Below are 16,486 nucleotides of genomic sequence, written 5' to 3'. Positions count from 1 at the left end.
GAATTTCCGCCACGCTGCCGCACAACACTCCGAAATTGACAATCCGCGCATCACGCTATCACCCACCCCGGTTACTTTCCGCTGGTCTGCTTGCCAAACCATGGCAAATACGCATTGGTCCGACCTGCTGCGCGCGGCCAGACCTTGCGCGGCTCTTGCTTGACCCAGCCGGGTGGCGGCGCAATCAATACGCTCCACGCATCATTCGGATTGGCAGCGCTGGTGACTACAGCGCTGTTGCCGGTCTGGTCTGCGTAGGCCGTAGCGCGAGCGATGTTCAGGCCAGCACTTGCAGCACGCAGCCCGCCGATGGCGTGCTCCGCAACGCTTTGCACATCCTTGATCTGGTCCAAGTCGGGCCACTGTTGGTGTACAGCGGCGCGCAGCGGCTGCATCAACTTGTCGACGTTGGGGTCGTGCTTAAACACGTCGTGATAGACGCGGCCGACCGGATGCTCCTGCGGTGCCTGTGTTTGCATGGTCTGCAGGAGCCCGCTCCAGGCACCGCCCGGATTGGCGGCTTTGTTGCCGATCCCGCCTTCGTGCTGTTGAGGCAGGTAGATGGCTGATAGCGGGGTGTAGCCCCAATCTGCGCTGGGATGGCTGAGAATCAGCAAAACTGAGTTTTCGTCCGTGCGGCCACCCTTGGGGTAGCCGGGGGCGTCCATCGTGTAGACCCACACGGTTTTGCGGGGATTGGCGTTCAGGTACGCGATGGCTTCCTTCAGGTCGTAGAAGCCCACCGTTTCGGTACCGGCCATCACAGTGACGTCGGGCACCTTGGTTTGAGGGTAGAACTTCAGGCTCCGCCCCTCAGCCTCTCCGTAGATTTCGCTGGTGAACAAGCGGCGAGCCGCCTTCAAAGTGAAGGTTGGCAGGCCGATGACCATCCAAGTCGAGTGTCCCAAGCCTCGGTATGGCTTGCCATTCTCATCCGTGTACATTCTCGTATACAGCCACGACATGCGAGCCTCCGCATGGTCTTCGTTCTCAGCAAGAATGGATGGCGCTGGCATGCCTTGCCTAAAGTGCTCTCTCAATGCATCCCCCCCATTTAGATAGCGCCATTTTTCTTGAATGTAAGTTGGCGTATTGATCCACTCCTGCGGCATTCCAGCAAACACACGGATGTCCCCAAAACCGGGACGGTTAGTGCCGTTGCTAACCGAATAGAAATAGTCCTTATCCACTGCGTAGTGATACCCCATTGAATACAACGGATCGCGAATCAGCGTTTCAAGAGGATGCCAATACACCGGATTCGGGTTGTCATCCGGCCAAACCACTCGCACTGGACTCACCAGCTTTCCTGTCGCATCGCCCAGCTTGAGGTCAGGACTATCGGTGTCACTCGGATTGCGATCCGCCATGCCTTGGGTCCACAGCAGGTTCCAATGCGTCGGGTAATCGATCCACATCAGCGGACTGCGCCAGACGACACCCATCACATAGGCGGCAGGGGCGTTCGGACCGGTGGCAGCCGGCGTCTTGGAGGCCAACGGATACGGAGTCGGCTTTCGAGAATATTGAGGCTGAGACATGGCAGTTCCGGTACAGGCAATAGTCAAGATGGCAGCGGCAACTAGGCCGGCAAGCGCGTGCAATCGGTTACGGCGTTGAGGGCAGAACTCAACCATTGGGGCCTCCTCCAAGAACATCATCGGTGTCAGTTGGGCGGCGATAGCGGGACTGCTGATTGCGCCAGTCTTCGCGTTGCTGATCCCAGGCCGATAGTTCACGGCGCTGGGTTGATTCCTGCGGTGCCTCGCGGTGCTCCTGCGAGAAAGCCCCGCTGTTGCTGCGTTCAGTATCGATGCCGAGTTCAATTGGAACACTTGGCTTGTAGTCGTCGTAGTCCTCCAGTGGAGTACCTTTTTTGATTCGGCCCTCCATGTAGTACTCACGCCAAAATGCCATGACCGGATCGGCCCTATCCTGATACCTCCAATCCGCAAACTTGCGCAGCCACTGCATCTGATCGAACGGCAAAATATTCAGCCCCACGTTCACGTCGTACGCCATGACCTGCCGGCTGTGCGCCGGGTTGGTCAGAATCGTCGAGTGATTGGTTGCGTTGAGATCCACCGCTTTCCTGAGGAAGTACTCGCGCTTCTCCTGATCGAACTTGCAGAAGTCCTTGTATTCATCGCCAGAGAGCGCGCCGCTGCCCTTCTCGCTCATCAGATCAACGGCGCTCTGATAGGGATCCCCTTCCTTACGTCGAGCCAATTGCCGCACGCTGGCGTTGTGCTCGTAGCGCAGCGCGGCCTCATCGTCTGCACTGCCCTGCCCTTTCGCGCGGTACTTGTCGTAGATGTCGCCCGTCTTTCCGCCATTGGGGCTCAACTCATCGGTGTGCGACTGCGGCCCTTGGTTGAAGACGCCACTGACCTTGCCCCGGGGTGCACCGCCCTTGCCATCGAGCCGGCGCTGTCCGTCATCCTTGGGTTGCTGCCCCGTCTTGTCTGTCTGCGGGTGATACAAGTGGATCGACACCGGCTCAATCGGATTGGGCACCTTGTGAGCGTTGACATGAATGGTCCAGCCATCTGGAGGCGTGGCATTGACTGGAGGGTAGGGCTGCACTTTGTCCAAAGTCACAATCCGGACAAGGCCAATGGCGATCTCGTAGAGCCCACCGAGCATGGTGGCGCCGACCTTTCCACCAAGCCCCTTTCTCTCGTCTTCCCAAACGCGCCGGAAGTGGAAACGCAATTCCAGCGGCTTGCGCAGCCAGAACTGGCCCTTACCACCTTGAATGCCATCTGCATTGGCGGGATTGTTCTTGTCGTAATACACAAAGGCTTTACCCGGCGCGACACCCACCATGAAAGGGTTGTCCTTGCTGTACTTCGCGGGATTACCTTGTGCCCAGATACGTTGGTACAGCACACCTTCTGCGTTCTTGAAGGCGTAGGGTTGTTTGGCGCCCTTCATGTCGTCGTCACGGCCGGCTAGCACATTCTGCGGCAGCCCCATCCAGCCCATGCCCATGACGGTGGAAACCGCGATCACTTGGTCGTGTGGGTTGGCATACAGAAAAACGCGCTTGTGCGAGGGATACGTTTCCTGGTCACTCCCTCGTTCCCATGGCTTGCGCTGATTGCCGATCCACGCATTCACGCAATCGTCGCTAGCAAGATCATCATTGCGGTTCTTAACGATGCCGAAGAAGGCATCCAGCGTTTTGCGCCGCGAAAGCGTAGTGACTCGGCCGAGATCGTTGACGCTGTCGTACTGCACAAAGTTGTCAGCAAAGTTGGGCAGTACCGAGTAAGGCGGATTGGCAAGAATGTAGGTATCCGCCACACCTTTGCCTCCAAACTTCTTGTCACCGATGAACGCGGAGGCCAAGCCCACCATGTTGCCCTGGCTGTGGCAGACGATGGTGACCGGGCATTCCTTGCCATAGTGCTTCTGATGCCGCTCGCGTGCCTGTGCAACAAGCGCGGCAAGCCGCCATGCGGCATGCGCGCCGTAGTGTCGAGCCGGGCAGTTGTAGACGAGACGGCTCGTCTCGGTGTTCATGTATTCGACTTGCAGGCCCAGAAACAAGTCCGTCACAGTGCCGTTGCTCCACAAATCAGGCAGCGCAGAGCAACCGTTGGCAAACGGGCCACCGCCCCAGGCATTGTCTTCGTCGAGCAAGATGTTCGGGCCGACGACAGCCAAGTCTTCCTTGTTGGCGACGTAACCCCAACGGAAGCGGATGATGGGGCTGGCCTCGGCGCCCTGTACGAAGTCCTGGCCCTCAACAGCGTCCTCAGACTTGGTACGCACGAGATAGCCCGAGGGCGTCAACTCGGGGCTGTATTGCGCGGCGCGCAACAAGCCCTCGATCGTGTCGTCTACTGGTTTGCCAAACTCTTTTCGGTTCAGGCGCTCGTTCAGTCCATCGCACAGGCCTTCCTCTGCCGCGTTGAACCATTCGCCCATCGAGTTCACGCCGTGCACGAAGATGATGATGCCGGGCAGCGGTATGCAGGGCACCTTGCGAACGCCGCCGCTGGGCAGCGTGATGTCGGTGGCTCGAGCAATGACGCTGGCTTCAGGATTGTGGAAGCTGGTTTCGCTCATGGGGTCTTGCCTTAGTACAGTTTGGGCGCATTAAATGCCGCCGTCATTTGTTCAATGGTCTGCGTCACAGATTGCTCTGTCGTCCCGTTGGAAGCGATGCCCTGTTCGACGCCACCGTCCGCTTTGGCCAGGGTGTAGGGAGCGTTAGGAATGGGCTGTTTGTCGTGTGCCCGAACCAGTTCGAAACCACGTTCGGCCTTGGCCGAATCAAACTGCGGCAGCGCCCCATTGACGCCCTCCGGCCCTGGCACATCAAAGTTCCCCGTATGCAGGTGGATGAGCGTGGGCCCAAAGGCCTCAACCTTTCCATCCGCAATCCGAATCCCCGCGTTGCCGCTCATGAGCGTGATGCCGGTCTTGCTGTTGAGCAGAATGGAACCGTCCGTGGCGGTAACCACCACGTCCTGCCTGGCATTGGCGGTGATGCTCTTCTGCTGGGCTTGCAGCACGAGTTGCCCTTGATGGGCAATCCCCTTCCACTCACCGCTATGCGCAAACAAGCTAATGCCAGTGCCGGCGTTGACGAGGTATTGCTGCCCTGCAGTCTGTTGCTGGTTCAGCTTGGATACGGTGTCGATGTGCTGGCCTGCATAGCTAGTCAAGCTTTTGGGTGTAGCCAAGGCGATACCGGCCGGCGCGTAGGCGCCTAGCACGGGCTGGCCACCTTGGCCTGGCTTGTCCTGATGGTTGTTTGCCCCCGCATCCCATTCCTCAATGGCTTTCGTGAGAGTGGATTGCGGGTCTGCGTCGGTTTTCAGGGCCTCGTGCTGGCTGCTGTAGTCGCCCAGGGATTTGGCGGCTTCAAGCGCGGCCTCCATGCAGCGGATGAACTCTTGCCGGTCGAGGTGACCGCCCACCGCTGCAACCTGCCCTTCCGTGGTGAGGAACAAGCCCTTGGCACCACGGATAGCACCCTGCCCATCGGTGCGCAGGTCAAAGCCTTCACCACGTGGGTCTTTGCGCCCCGGGTTGCCGGGTACGCCCGTCAGATAGCCGAGGTTGAGTTGGCTGGTCTGGTGGTCAGACGACAGTTGGGCCTGAATCTGGCCTTGGGTGTCATCCATCACCAGATGATTGCGCCGTTTGCCAAACAGTTCCTTGCTGGCGATGCCACTGAGGGCGTGCTGGCCGGGCAGTGCCCATGGGGGCAGGTTCAACTGGTTCGGCACCCGCCCGATGATGATGGGCGTGTTCGGATCACCGTTGAGGTAATCCACAAGCACTTCCTGCCCGATACGCGGCACGTGCATTGCACCGAACTGGTCGCCTGACCAACCGTTGGCGACTCGGATCCAGGGGGAAGAGTTTTCGTTGTACTGGCCGTAGCGGTCCCACTCGAACTGGACTTTGACGCAACCGAAGTCGTTGGTCCAGACCTCTTGGTTCTCGGGGCCGGTGACGACGGCACGCTGGATGCCCCTGACGCGCGGTTTGGCGGTGGTCAGCGGTGGACGGAAGACTTCATCCGTGGGGTGGGCTTCAAAGCGGACGTGGCAGGCGTAGCGCTGGGCGCTGCCAGATTGGATGGCGACGTCTTCGAGTTGGAATTCGGTGCTGACGATGAGGATTTCCCGGTTGAGGTCGTCCTTGTCGTGTTTGGCGATCTGGTAGGTGCAGCCGGCTGCGATGCCGCGCAGGGCGCCTGCTCCACGCACGCGACGGCCTTTGGCGCGGCGCTCTTCCATGCGGATGCGGGCGCGCTGGTTGCCGAGGTCTCGGTTCGTGTAGCTGCCGGGTTCGTATTCGTAGCGTTCAAACTCGGAGAACCGTGTGTCGCGCGGGAGGCTGTCGCCGGTGGTGAGATCGGCCTTGGGTTGGCGCGGGTCGTAGTCTTTGAGGGTGATCTTGCCAGTGCGCAGGCGGTTGATGGGTTGGAAGCGTGTGAGGTGTTCTTCGTCAACCTTGAAGCCTTGCGGGTAGATCGGCAGGGTGTGGTATGCGGCGCTGGGGAATTTGCGCCAGGCGCCGGATTCGGAGACGAGGACGAGCCGGTGGTGACCGCCGTCATGTTCGAAGAAGTAGGTGATGCCCCATTCTTCGGTGAGGCGTTGGAGGAAGGCGAAATCCGTTTCGCCGTGCTGGACTTCCCATTCGAGTTTGGGGAAGGCGCTCTCGTCCAGGCGTTTGTCGACGCTGAAGGTGTAGTCGGCCAGGACTTCGTCGAGGATGTCGATGACGCTTTTGTTCTGGAAGGCTTTGTAGTCGGCGGTTTGGGTGGCGAGCCAGAGCCAGGGGCGCAGGGTGAACCGGTAGAGGCGGTTGTCGGCCACACCACCGATTTGTTCGACGGCGGTGATGAGGCCGGTGATTTGGCGCTCGCCCGAGCCCACGCCGCCCATCAAGCCAGTGCCGATGCCGTCCAACTCAATCGTCAGCGTCATCTCCAGGCCAATGGCGTCGTCGAGGTCGGCTTCGAGCATGGCTTGCTCGGCCGCCAGGGAGACTGGGCGCAGGTCGACCGTGTAGGTGAACAGTTCGCTCAGGGCTTCGCGGCCACTCACGCGCACGAACTCCAATTGCGGCTGCCCCAGTAACTTGGGGATTGCTGCGCTCGTGGCTTTGACTGTGCGGTGGCTGCCCATCAGGTTGGCGACTTGCTCTGCTGCACCCATTGTTCCCTACCCTCTTTCGAACACCTCAACAGCACATTGACGTGCTGTGGTTTTCTGCTGCGCTTGGGATCGCCCGTCCGTCAACGACGACAGACGGGCGAGGTTCATCAAGCTTCCTTATTACCCTTGATGTCGTACCCAGCCGTCACAGCGCCGCCGCTGCCACCTTGGGCGTTCTGCACGACGTACTCTTGCTTGACCTTGGCAAACGACAGCGACACGATTTCGCGTGAACGCACCTTGTCGTCAGTGGAGCCACCCGGCGCCACTTGTGTTACGAGCACATCGCTCATCGTGATCTTCAGGAACTCCAGCGGGTTGCCGCCAGCCTCGCGCACCACTAGCGTGGCCTGGTCGATGTGCTTGCCGGTCAGGCAGTACTTCATCAGGTTGGGCGAGGCGCGGTCGATGTGATGCTCGAAGGTGAGATCCGACACGGTGGCCTTACCAGCGCCGCCGCCACTGCCCGAGTGCATGGTCGAGAGCTGCTCGATCTTCCAGCTCCAGTTGAGCACTTCCACTTCGTTCTTGTGCGACGCGTCTTGCGATTCGCCATCGATGCCATTGATCTTCAGGAAGATGTCCTGTGCCATTGCAAAGCTCCTTGATTGTTAGCGGTACAGCAAAAAGCCGAAACAGTCCCCCACGGGCCTGCGGATACAGGCCAGAGAGATACGGTTTTGGTTGAAATTGAGGGGGTCTTGGCTTACGCAGCTTCCTTGACCGATGGCAGGCGTGCCACCAGGCGCAGCGACACGGTCAAGCCTTCGAGCTGGAAGTGAGGGCGCAAGAAGAACTTGGCGCTATAGAAGCCCGGGTTGCCTTCCTGCTCTTCCACCACCACTTCAGCGGCAGCCAGCGGGCGGCGTGCCTTGGTGTCTTGCGAGGAGTTTGCCGGGTCGGCATCCACGTAGTTCATGATCCATTCGTTCAACCAGCGCTGCATGTCTTCGCGCTCCTTGAACGCGCCGATCTTGTCGCGCACGATGCACTTCAGGTAGTGCGCGAAGCGCGAGCAGGCGAACAGGTACGGCAGGCGTGCCGACAGGTTGGCGTTGGCCGTGGCATCGGCATCGTAGTACTCCGCCGGCTTTTGCAGCGACTGCGCACCGATGAAGGCGGCGTAGTTGGTGTTCTTGCGATGCACCAGCGAGATGAAACCGTTCTTCGACAGCTCGGCTTCGCGGCGGTCCGAGATGGCTATCTCGGTCGGGCACTTCATGTCGATACCGCCGTCGTCCGTCGGGAAGGTGTGGCACGGCAGGTTCTCGACCACGCCGCCGCTCTCCACGCCGCGGATCAGCGTGCACCAGCCATATTGCTTGAACGAGCGGTTGATGTTGACCGCCATGGCGTAGGCCGCGTTGCTCCACACGTACTTGCGGTGGTCAGCGCCATCCGTGTCTTCTTCAAAGTCGAAGGCATCCACCGGGTTGGTGTTGATGCCATACGGCAGGCGCGACAGGAAGCGCGGCATGGCCAGGCCGACGTAGCGGGCGTCTTCCGAGTTGCGCAGCGCGTTCCACGGTGCGTATTCCAAGTTCTGGAAGATCTTGGACAGATCGCGCGGGTTGGCCAGCTCTTGCCACGAGTTCATCTGCAGCACCGACGGCGAAGCGCCTGCGATGAACGGCGCGTGCGCCGCAGCCGAGATCTTGGCCATCGAGCTCAGCAGTTCCACATCGGGCGGGGTGTGGTCGAAGTAGTAATCGGCGACTAGGCAGCCGTAGGGCTCGCCGCCCAGCTGACCGTATTCTTCTTCGTAGAGGCGCTTGAAGAGCGGGCTTTGGTCCCAACCGATGCCCTTGTAGCGGCGCAGCGTGCGGCGCAGTTCTTCCTTGGACACGTCCATCACGCGGATGCGCAGCTTCTCATCCGTCTCGGTGTTCGACACCAGGTGATGCAGGCCACGCCAAGCGGATTCCAGCTTCTGGAAGTCTTCATGGTGCAGGATCAGGTTGATCTGCTCGGAGAGCTTCTTATCGATCGCGCCGATGATGGCTTCGATGCTCTTGTAGGCATCGTCGCTCATCGTAAAGGTGCTGGCCAGTGCCTGCTCGGCCAGCGTGCGGACGGCCAGGTCGACAGCCTCGCGTGCCTGGTCGGTCTTGGGGGAGAACTCGCGGTTGATTAGCGACGCGAAGTCCGACTGATCAACCGTTGCGACGGTCTGTTCTTGACGTTGTTGTGCGGAAGCCATGGATTGTTCGCTCAAAGGTGGAATTCAGGAAGGCGCGAAACCGCGTAATTCAGGACTCGGCCGAGTCAGCGCCCGCTGGGACTTGGGCAGGTTCGGACTTCGGCGCCTTGGCCAGCGCTTGCAGCAGGGCCGGGTCTTGCAGAAGTTGGTTGATGAGCGACTCGGCGCCGGACTTGCCATCCATGTAGGTCTGCAGGTTCGCCAGTTGCGTGCGGGCCTCGAGCAGTTGCTTGAGCGCATCGACCTTGCCGGCCACGGCAGCGGGCGAGAAGTCTTCGATGCTCTCGAAGGTCATGTCGACCATCAGTTGACCTTCGCCCGTGAGCGTGTTGTTCACGGCAAACGCCACGCGCGGCTTCATGGCCTTCATGCGCTCGTCGAAGTTGTCAATGTCGATTTCGAGGAACTTGCGGTCGGCCACCGGCGGCAACGGCTCGGCGGGCTTGCCCGAGAGGTCGGCCAGCACGCCCATGACGAAGGGCAACTCGATGCGCTTTTCCGAGCCATACACTTCGACGTCGTACTCGATCTGCACACGCGGCGCGCGGTTACGTGCGATGAATTTCTGCGAGCTGTTCACAACAGACATGAATCTCCCCAGTGGGTTACATGGAAGGGTTGAGGTGCCGCACGGCCTCAGGCCGGTTCGGCTGCGGGAATCGCCGGAGTGGTGGTACGGCCGGGAAGGTATTCGGGGTGGTAGAGCAATTCAGCGCTGTCACCCTCGGCTAAGTGGATGTCGATGGCCAGCAGTTGGCGCTTCTCGGCGAGCGCCCCCAGCCAGAGCTTGGCCAGTTGCGGCTGAATGACTTGCTCGATGAAGCTGATGAGCTTGCGGGCACCGGTCTCCCCTAACGGGCAGCGCTCGACGATGTGTGACACCACGGCGTCGCCATAAGTGAGCGCAATATCGTGCTGCTCACGCGTGCGGGTGACCACGCGGTCGAGGTGCAGGCGTACGATCCGGCCGAGGTTCTCTGCCGCAAGCGGCAGATACGGCACCACCACCAGGCGGCCCAAAAACGCTGCCGGAAACACCTTGCGCAGCTCGGGCATCAACGCATCGCGCAGCGCGGCGGGCTCGGGCATCAACGTTGGGTCATCGCAGAGGCTGCTCAGCAGGTCCGAACCGGCATTGCTCGTCAGCAGCAGGATGGTGTTCTTGAAGTCGATGTGGCGCCCTTCCCCGTCTTCCATATAGCCCTTGTCGAAGACTTGGTAGAAGACTTCGTGCACGTCGGGGTGGGCTTTCTCGACCTCATCGAGCAGCACGACGCTGTAGGGGCGGCGGCGCACTGCTTCCGTCAGCACACCGCCCTCGCCGTAGCCCACGTAGCCCGGCGGCGCGCCCTTGAGCGTGGAGACCGTGTGCGACTCCTGGAATTCGGAGAGGTTGATGGTGATGAGGTTCTGCTCGCCACCGTAGAGCGCATCGGCCAGTGCCAGCGCAGTCTCGGTCTTGCCGACACCAGAGGGCCCGACCAGCAGGAACACACCCACGGGCTTGTTCGGGTCGGTCAGCTGGGCACGGGCGGTCTGGATGCGTTCGCCCAGTTGGACCAAGGCGTGGTCCTGGCCGATGACGCGGGCAGCGAGCGTTTGCGGTAGCGCCATCACGGTCACGACTTCGTCGGCCACCATGCGGGTGACGGGGATGCCCGTCCAGTCCGCCACGATGGCCGCGACGACGGCTTCATCCACCTCGGTATACAGAAGCGGCGTCTCGCCTTGCGCGGATGCCAGTTCGGATTCCAACGCCATCAACGCTGCGCGGGCCGCATCTTCCGTGCCCGCAGCCAAGGACTCGACAATGGCCTGACGTTGCGCGAGTACGCCGGTTGCCAATGCGGCCTCTTGCTGCCAGCGTGCTTCGGTCTGGGCAAGCTCCGTCTTGATCTCGCGGACCGTGTTCTCCACGTCAGCGACGCGGCGGTTGTCCTGTCTGCCGAAGGCCGCTTCCTTGGCCAGCAGCGCTGCCTCGGCCTCGACGGCAGCCAGGCGCTGGCGTGGCAGCTCAACGGCGGCGGGCGGTGCGTGTAACGAGAGGGCCACGCGCGCGCAGGCGGTGTCGAGCAGGCTGATGGCCTTGTCCGGCAACTGGCGCGAGGGGATGTAGCGATTCGAGAGCTTGACGGCGGCGCGCACGGCTTCATCGCGGATCAGCACCTTGTGGTGCGTTTCAAAGGTCGGTACCAGGCCGCGCACCATGGTGACGGCGTTGGCTTCCTGTGGCTCCATGACTTGCAGAACCTGGAAGCGGCGTGTGAGCGCAGGATCTTTCTCGATATGGCGCTTGTATTCGCTCCACGTGGTGGCGCCGATCGTGCGCAGTGCGCCCCGCGCGAGCGCGGGCTTGAGCAGGTTGGCGGCGTCGCCCGTGCCGGCTTGGCCGCCCGCACCCATGAGCGTGTGGGCTTCGTCGACAAACAGGATGATCGGATTGGCCGATTTGGCAGCCTCCTCCAGCACACCCTTGAGGCGCGCTTCGAATTCGCCCTTCATGCTGGCGCCGGCCAGCAATGCACCGACATCCAGACTCAACAGGCGCACATCGGCGAGGCTCGGTGGGACCTCGCCGGAAGCGATGGCTTGCGCCAGGCCCTCGACCACGGCGGTCTTGCCGACACCGGCTTCGCCTGTGATCAGTGGATTGTTCTGACGGCGGCGCAACAGAATGTCCGTCATGGTGCGGATTTCGTGCTTGCGGCCAATGACGGGATCGAGACGGCCGGCGCGAGCGTCTTCGGTTAGGTCTCGGCAGTACTGGTCCAGGGCGCCTTTGCCCGAAGCGCCAGGAGACATGGCTTTGTTGGCCTCACCTGGGACCGCCAGTGCCAGGCCGCTGCGGTCGTAGGCGGCTTCGGTACTTTCGGGGGACTGCGCGACCAGGGCGGAAATGGTCTCTACCAGATCGTCCGCACGCACTTTCGCAAACTGGGGCGAGATGCCCAGCACCGTGCGGCGAAGTTCTGGGGTCTTGAGGAGTGCGGTCAGCAGATAGGCACCGCGCACGCGGTCGTCTGCGAACGCCAAAGTGGCGTAGACCCAGGCGCGCTCGACGGCGGATTCGATCTGGAAGGAGAAGTCGCTGATAGACGTGGCGCCGGCGGGCAACGCCGACAGTGCGCGCGCAAGATCGGACTCCAATGCCTGGAGGTCTGCTCCGGCGTGCCGCAACAAACGCTGCATGTCTCCGTCCGGGGCGTGCACCAGCTGATGCAGCCAGTGTACGAGTTCGACATACGGGTTGCCGCGCAGCTTGCAGAAAGCGGTGGCGCTTTCAATCGCCTTGAAAAGCGTCGGATTTAACCGACCAAACAGGGCCTGACGTGAAATGTCCATGTTTTCTTATTTATAGGTCCAGCCCGCATCGCAATGCAGCCGATAAATCACTCCCTTTATTTATGTTATTGGATGAAAACAAAATAAAGCAACCGAATTAATTCTCTAAAAATAGGCACAACTATTTACAATCAATGATTCTCCACATACCCAGTGGAACCGGTAGTCGCGTCAGCCCATAACACTCGTAAAAATTTGACTAATACCCACCGCACCGACACCAATAGCACAAGCTTTTACAGATACAAATACCGAGGTCATTGACTAAATCAGGAATGCTCACAACAACCAATCCAATACAATAAAAAAGAACACCAAACCACCAATTACATTTAATTCTGATTTTCTAAATCAGAAAATCATATTTTTTGTGATGCATTCCTCTATTCGGTGGTTTGCGTCTATGATCGGCGCCGTTTTTCTGAGAAAAAGTGGGCGCGGATATCATGAGCAACCAGCAACGCCATTCTTCAACGGGTGGAAACCTCGACGACTTGGTGCCAACAAGTGAGGCTTCCCCTTGGAAGGGCTGTGTGGATGACCCGTTCTCGATCTTGCGCACCAATAGCGCGACGCCCCTCCCCGCTGTGCCGGATGCAGCGGCTGAATCCACTGATGTTCTGGCGGTACTCAGCCGTGAAGCCGCGGCCGTACTGCGCAACCCCGAGCTGGCAAAGGTCAACTGGTATCTGGCCTCGCCCAAGGGAGAGCTTGTGCAGCCTGCTGGCCACACGGACGACCCGATGCCAGCAGACGCCTCCGCCAAGGACGCGAGCCTGTTGGATCTACTAGCAGGTCCAACACGTATCGAAAGCCTGATCGGCGGACCCGATTCGCTCGGTGCTCCCTTGTTTGCGGCGCCCGCCATGCCGGACGTGCTGCACCTCTTTGCGGGTGACATCCCTGTACCCGACCGGCGTGGCATCAAGGCGGCGTTGACAAAGCGCGAGCATCACCTCGTGTCGATGGACAGCGCCTATCACCCTGCCCCGGCACAACCACAGGAGCCGAATTCCCATGACGACTGATACCTCGCTCTTGGAGCCTGCCTTGAAATCCAGTCTGGCAACGGCTTTGCAGCACAGTGGTTCGGTTGCCCAGGCGCTGCAGAATGCGGAGGTACGCGTGCGCCAGCAGCCTGGCGCGTTTGCGGAGCGTTGGCAGCTATTCCAATGGCTGTGCGTGATGGAAGATTGGCTGCGTGCGCTCAAGCAATTGCAGGTGGCAACGCAGTTGATGCCGGACCTTGCACAGACTGCGCATGTTTACCGAGACTTGATTCGGGTCGAGGTGCTTCGAGTCGATGTCGTCAAGGGCAGGCGTGAGCCGGGGGGGTTGTTGCCCTCGCCTGACTGGGTGACGCCGCTGCGCAATGCCCTTGCGCTCGCTGAGGCGGGTGACATGAACGGTGCGGATCATTGCCGGCAGCAAGCGTTATCCGAAGTGTCAGACTGTGGCGGCGCTTTCAATGGCACCTCGTTTGACTGGATTGCCGATAGCGACACCCGGTATGGCCCGACCTGCGAAATTGTGTTGGGCGGGCGTTATGCCTGGCTGCCATTTGCGCAGATGCGCAAGCTGGAGATGGGGCCGGTGACAGGCCTACTCGATCTGGTCTGGCGCTCAGCAACGGTCACTCTGCCGGATGGTTCTATCCACCGTGGCTTCACGCCGGTGCGCTATCCGGGTTCCCAGCGCGGTAGCGATGCGCTGCGATTGGCGCGCGAGACACATTGGTCGGAGGTCGGCGAGACCGGCATCATCGCGCTTGGCCAGAAGACGTGGATGACGAGCGCGGGTGACGCTGGGCTGCTGGACGTGTCGACGCTGATCTTGGGCGACGCCGATGAGTGAGTACCGCGCGCCCCGGCGCCCCAATGCACAACTCCTGCCGACGCTGTTTGATCGATTGCGTGATGATGCGCCGCCCCGCCAGACCGAAGGCCCGGAGGAATACACCATGAAGCGCACGCAGATGCGCGAGATCATTCAGCGCGATCTGACCTACCTGCTGAACACCACCAATCGCGAAGATGAGATCGAACGGGTTCAATACCCGGAGGCGGCCGCATCGGCCATCAACTATGGGGTCCCACCGGTTGCCGGCTCCTACATGTCGGGACACAAGTGGGCCGACATCGTCAAGATTGTGCGGCGGGCGATTCTGGACTTTGAGCCGCGGCTTATTCCGGGCTCGCTGGAGGTCAATCCGCTGCGCAAAGAAGACGCCCCGATGCGCTACAACATGCTGGTGTTCGAGATCAGCGGGCTGATCCACATGGACCCGTATCCGATGGCATTTACCGCACAGAGTTCTCTGGACCTGGAAACCGGCCGAATGAACGTTCGCTCCATTCACGCCAACTGACACCATGGACCCGCAACTGCTGGATTACTACAACCGCGAGCTCGTCTACATGCGCGAGCTGGCGGGAGGATTCGCCAAGCAGCACCCCAAGGTAGCCAAGCGCCTGGGCATGCATGGCATCGAGGTGGCCGACCCTTATGTGGAGCGGCTGATCGAGGCGTTCTGCTTTCAGACCGCACGCACGCAGATCAAGCTGGATGCGGAGTTTCCGCGCTTTACTCAACGACTGCTGGAAGTCATCTATCCCAACTACGTGGCGCCGACCCCCGCCATTGCTGTGGCGCAGTTCCACCCCAGCTATCAGGAAGGGGGATTGATGCGCGGCATGGCGGTACCGCGCGGTACGATGCTGCATGCGCGGGCGCCCGCCGGGGAAGCCACGGAATGCGAATTCCGCACGACACAACCACTGTCGCTGTGGCCCATCGAGATTGCCGAGGCACGCCTTACTGGCATTCCGCCCGACATCCAGGGGCTGGAGCGCTATGTGCCGTCCCATGTGACCATTCAAGGTGCGCTACGCCTTCGGCTGCGACTTCATGGCGAAGGCACCTTTTCTCAGTTGGATGGGTTGGATACGTTGCCAATCCACCTGTGCGGCAATGATCAAATTGCATCCCACCTGTTCGAGCTGCTGCACAGCGCGGGCTGTGCCGTACTGATTGGCAAGCCGGGAGCCATGGGCGAGCGCTTGCATGCTGTAACAACCAACGCGGTGAGCCGTGTCGGCATGGCTCCCGAAGAAAGTGCATTGCCGCTGGACTGGAACAAATTCCACGGCCATAACCTAGTGCACGAGTACTTTGCATGCCCGCAGCGCTTCTATTTCTTCGGGCTCAATGGCCTCGCGCCAGGCTTGCGCGGAATCAACAGCCGAGAAGCCGAGCTGGTTGTGCTGCTCTCGAAATCTCCACAAGCACTGGTCAACCAAGTGGATGCAGGGCAGTTTGCGCTCTTCTGCACCCCCGTCGTCAACCTCTTTCCGATGCGTACCGATCGGATGGAGATTCAGCCCGGGCGCACGGAATTTCACTTGGTGGCAAGCCGCCGTCGCCCGCTCGACTACGAGATCTTTTCGGTCCAGACGCTGTCGGGGCAGGCGCATGAACATGCTACTGCAGTCGAATTCCGGCCGCTCTTCGCGACCCTCAATCGGGATGAAGGCAACCACGGGCGATATTTTTCGGTGCGCCGCGAGCGGCGGCTGGCCTCTAACCATGCTCGCAAGTACGGAACCCGGACGGCGTATACCGGCACAGAGGTCTTTGTTTCTCTCGTGGATCAAAGGGAAGCGCCCTACCCGAACGATTTGCGATACCTCTCGGTCGACGCGATGGCCACCAATCGGGACTTATCGAGTCTGGTGCCGCGCAATGGCTTCAATGATCTGCGCTCGCCGGATTCGATTCCGGTGACAGGTGTCGGCTTGATTCGGCCACCGTCCGCCCCGCGTGCGCCGTTTGCTGAAGGCGAAATGGCTTGGCGGTTGATCCGCCAGTTGGGATTCAACTATCTCTCGCTGACCGACCTGGATCACCGCGAAGGCGGACAGGGCCTGCGCGACATGTTGCGCCTGTTCGTGGCCAGTGATGACGCAGCCCAGTTACGCCAGATCGACAGCCTGATTGGCTCGAAGGTCAAACCGGTCACCCGACGGCTACCGGGCAGCGGCCCCATCATCTACGGCCGTGGTGTGCAGTGCCAGTTGACAGTGGACGAGACGGGGTTCTCGGGTATCAGCCCGTATCTCTTTGGGATGGTGCTTGAGCAGTTCCTGACCCGGCATGTGTCGGTAAACTCGTTCACAGAGACAGAGCTGCATTCGATTCAGCGTGGGCGCGTGCATCGGTGGCCAGTGCGCATGGGCACGCGGAGTACGGTGTAGCC

11 protein-coding genes are annotated in these 16,486 nt (G+C 60.6%); 4 read left to right on the top strand and 7 right to left on the bottom strand.

Annotated features, from left to right (window positions below):
• Window positions 1-71: 71 nt before the first annotated feature.
• The 7 genes from N511_RS0121780 to tssH all read right to left on the bottom strand — a co-directional run bounded on the left by N511_RS0121780 (window position 72) and on the right by tssH (window position 12,231).
• Entirely contained in the window at window positions 72-1,541 is a 1,470-nt protein-coding gene (locus N511_RS0121780; protein ID WP_231479658.1) for a hypothetical protein, read from the bottom strand.
• Between the two features lie 88 nt (window positions 1,542-1,629).
• Entirely contained in the window at window positions 1,630-4,077 is a 2,448-nt protein-coding gene (locus tag N511_RS24430) for a T6SS effector phospholipase Tle3 domain-containing protein (protein ID WP_051530975.1), read from the bottom strand.
• Between the two features lie 11 nt (window positions 4,078-4,088).
• Window positions 4,089-6,689: a type VI secretion system Vgr family protein gene (locus N511_RS0121770; RefSeq protein WP_027681198.1), complete on the bottom strand. Its 2,601-nt coding sequence runs from the start codon at window positions 6,687-6,689 to the stop codon at window positions 4,089-4,091.
• Window positions 6,690-6,796: 107 nt separating this feature from the next.
• The gene (locus N511_RS0121765) at window positions 6,797-7,282 is read right to left on the bottom strand and encodes an Hcp family type VI secretion system effector (RefSeq protein ID WP_027681197.1); all 486 of its coding nucleotides are present in this window, start codon (window positions 7,280-7,282) and stop codon (window positions 6,797-6,799) included.
• A 113-nt stretch (window positions 7,283-7,395) separates the two neighbouring features.
• Window positions 7,396-8,889 carry a type VI secretion system contractile sheath large subunit gene (gene tssC, locus N511_RS0121760; RefSeq protein WP_027681196.1) on the bottom strand — a complete coding sequence of 498 codons (1,494 nt, stop codon included), beginning with the start codon at window positions 8,887-8,889 and terminating at the stop codon, window positions 7,396-7,398.
• A gap of 49 nt (window positions 8,890-8,938) precedes the next feature.
• A complete protein-coding gene (gene tssB / locus N511_RS0121755) occupies window positions 8,939-9,478 on the bottom strand; it encodes a type VI secretion system contractile sheath small subunit (RefSeq protein ID WP_027681195.1) in 540 nt (179 codons plus the stop codon).
• A gap of 47 nt (window positions 9,479-9,525) precedes the next feature.
• Window positions 9,526-12,231, bottom strand: coding sequence for a type VI secretion system ATPase TssH (gene tssH / locus N511_RS0121750; RefSeq protein ID WP_027681194.1), 2,706 nt, complete (start codon window positions 12,229-12,231; stop codon window positions 9,526-9,528).
• Window positions 12,232-12,677: 446 nt separating this feature from the next.
• On the opposite strand from tssH, the gene N511_RS24630 reads away from it, so the two are divergent.
• From N511_RS24630 to tssF, 4 genes are read left to right on the top strand one after another with little or no spacing between them, the layout of a single operon-like run.
• Entirely contained in the window at window positions 12,678-13,259 is a 582-nt protein-coding gene (locus N511_RS24630) for a TagK domain-containing protein (RefSeq protein ID WP_155954078.1), read from the top strand.
• Window positions 13,249-14,085, top strand: a complete 837-nt coding sequence (locus tag N511_RS0121740; RefSeq protein WP_027681193.1) for a type VI secretion system accessory protein TagJ — start codon at window positions 13,249-13,251, stop codon at window positions 14,083-14,085. The genes N511_RS24630 and N511_RS0121740 overlap by 11 nt, the downstream gene beginning before the upstream one ends.
• Window positions 14,078-14,599: a type VI secretion system baseplate subunit TssE gene (gene tssE / locus N511_RS0121735; RefSeq protein WP_027681192.1), complete on the top strand. Its 522-nt coding sequence runs from the start codon at window positions 14,078-14,080 to the stop codon at window positions 14,597-14,599. The genes N511_RS0121740 and tssE overlap by 8 nt, the downstream gene beginning before the upstream one ends.
• Before the next feature lie 4 nt (window positions 14,600-14,603).
• Entirely contained in the window at window positions 14,604-16,484 is a 1,881-nt protein-coding gene (gene tssF, locus N511_RS0121730; RefSeq protein ID WP_027681191.1) for a type VI secretion system baseplate subunit TssF, read from the top strand.
• Window positions 16,485-16,486 lie beyond the last annotated feature (2 nt).

The sequence above is a fragment of the Ralstonia sp. UNC404CL21Col genome, assembly GCF_000620465.1.
Taxonomy (GTDB): domain Bacteria; phylum Pseudomonadota; class Gammaproteobacteria; order Burkholderiales; family Burkholderiaceae; genus Ralstonia; species Ralstonia flatus.
This window is presented reverse-complemented; position numbering and strand designations above follow the sequence as displayed.

Bases quoted from the DNA above. Each gene is read 5' to 3' on its own strand.
- N511_RS0121740 (WP_027681193.1), top strand. From the start codon at position 13,249: ATGACGACTGATACCTCGCTCTTGGAGCCTGCCTTGAAATCCAGTCTG.
- N511_RS24630 (WP_155954078.1), top strand. From the start codon at position 12,678: ATGAGCAACCAGCAACGCCATTCTTCAACGGGTGGAAACCTCGACGAC.
- N511_RS0121770 (WP_027681198.1), bottom strand. From the start codon at position 6,689: ATGGGTGCAGCAGAGCAAGTCGCCAACCTGATGGGCAGCCACCGCACA.
- tssE (WP_027681192.1), top strand. From the start codon at position 14,078: ATGAGTGAGTACCGCGCGCCCCGGCGCCCCAATGCACAACTCCTGCCG.
- N511_RS0121765 (WP_027681197.1), bottom strand. From the start codon at position 7,282: ATGGCACAGGACATCTTCCTGAAGATCAATGGCATCGATGGCGAATCG.
- tssB (WP_027681195.1), bottom strand. From the start codon at position 9,478: ATGTCTGTTGTGAACAGCTCGCAGAAATTCATCGCACGTAACCGCGCG.
- tssF (WP_027681191.1), top strand. From the start codon at position 14,604: ATGGACCCGCAACTGCTGGATTACTACAACCGCGAGCTCGTCTACATG.
- N511_RS0121780 (WP_231479658.1), bottom strand. From the start codon at position 1,541: ATGTCTCAGCCTCAATATTCTCGAAAGCCGACTCCGTATCCGTTGGCC.
- N511_RS24430 (WP_051530975.1), bottom strand. From the start codon at position 4,077: ATGAGCGAAACCAGCTTCCACAATCCTGAAGCCAGCGTCATTGCTCGA.
- tssH (WP_027681194.1), bottom strand. From the start codon at position 12,231: ATGGACATTTCACGTCAGGCCCTGTTTGGTCGGTTAAATCCGACGCTT.
- tssC (WP_027681196.1), bottom strand. From the start codon at position 8,889: ATGGCTTCCGCACAACAACGTCAAGAACAGACCGTCGCAACGGTTGAT.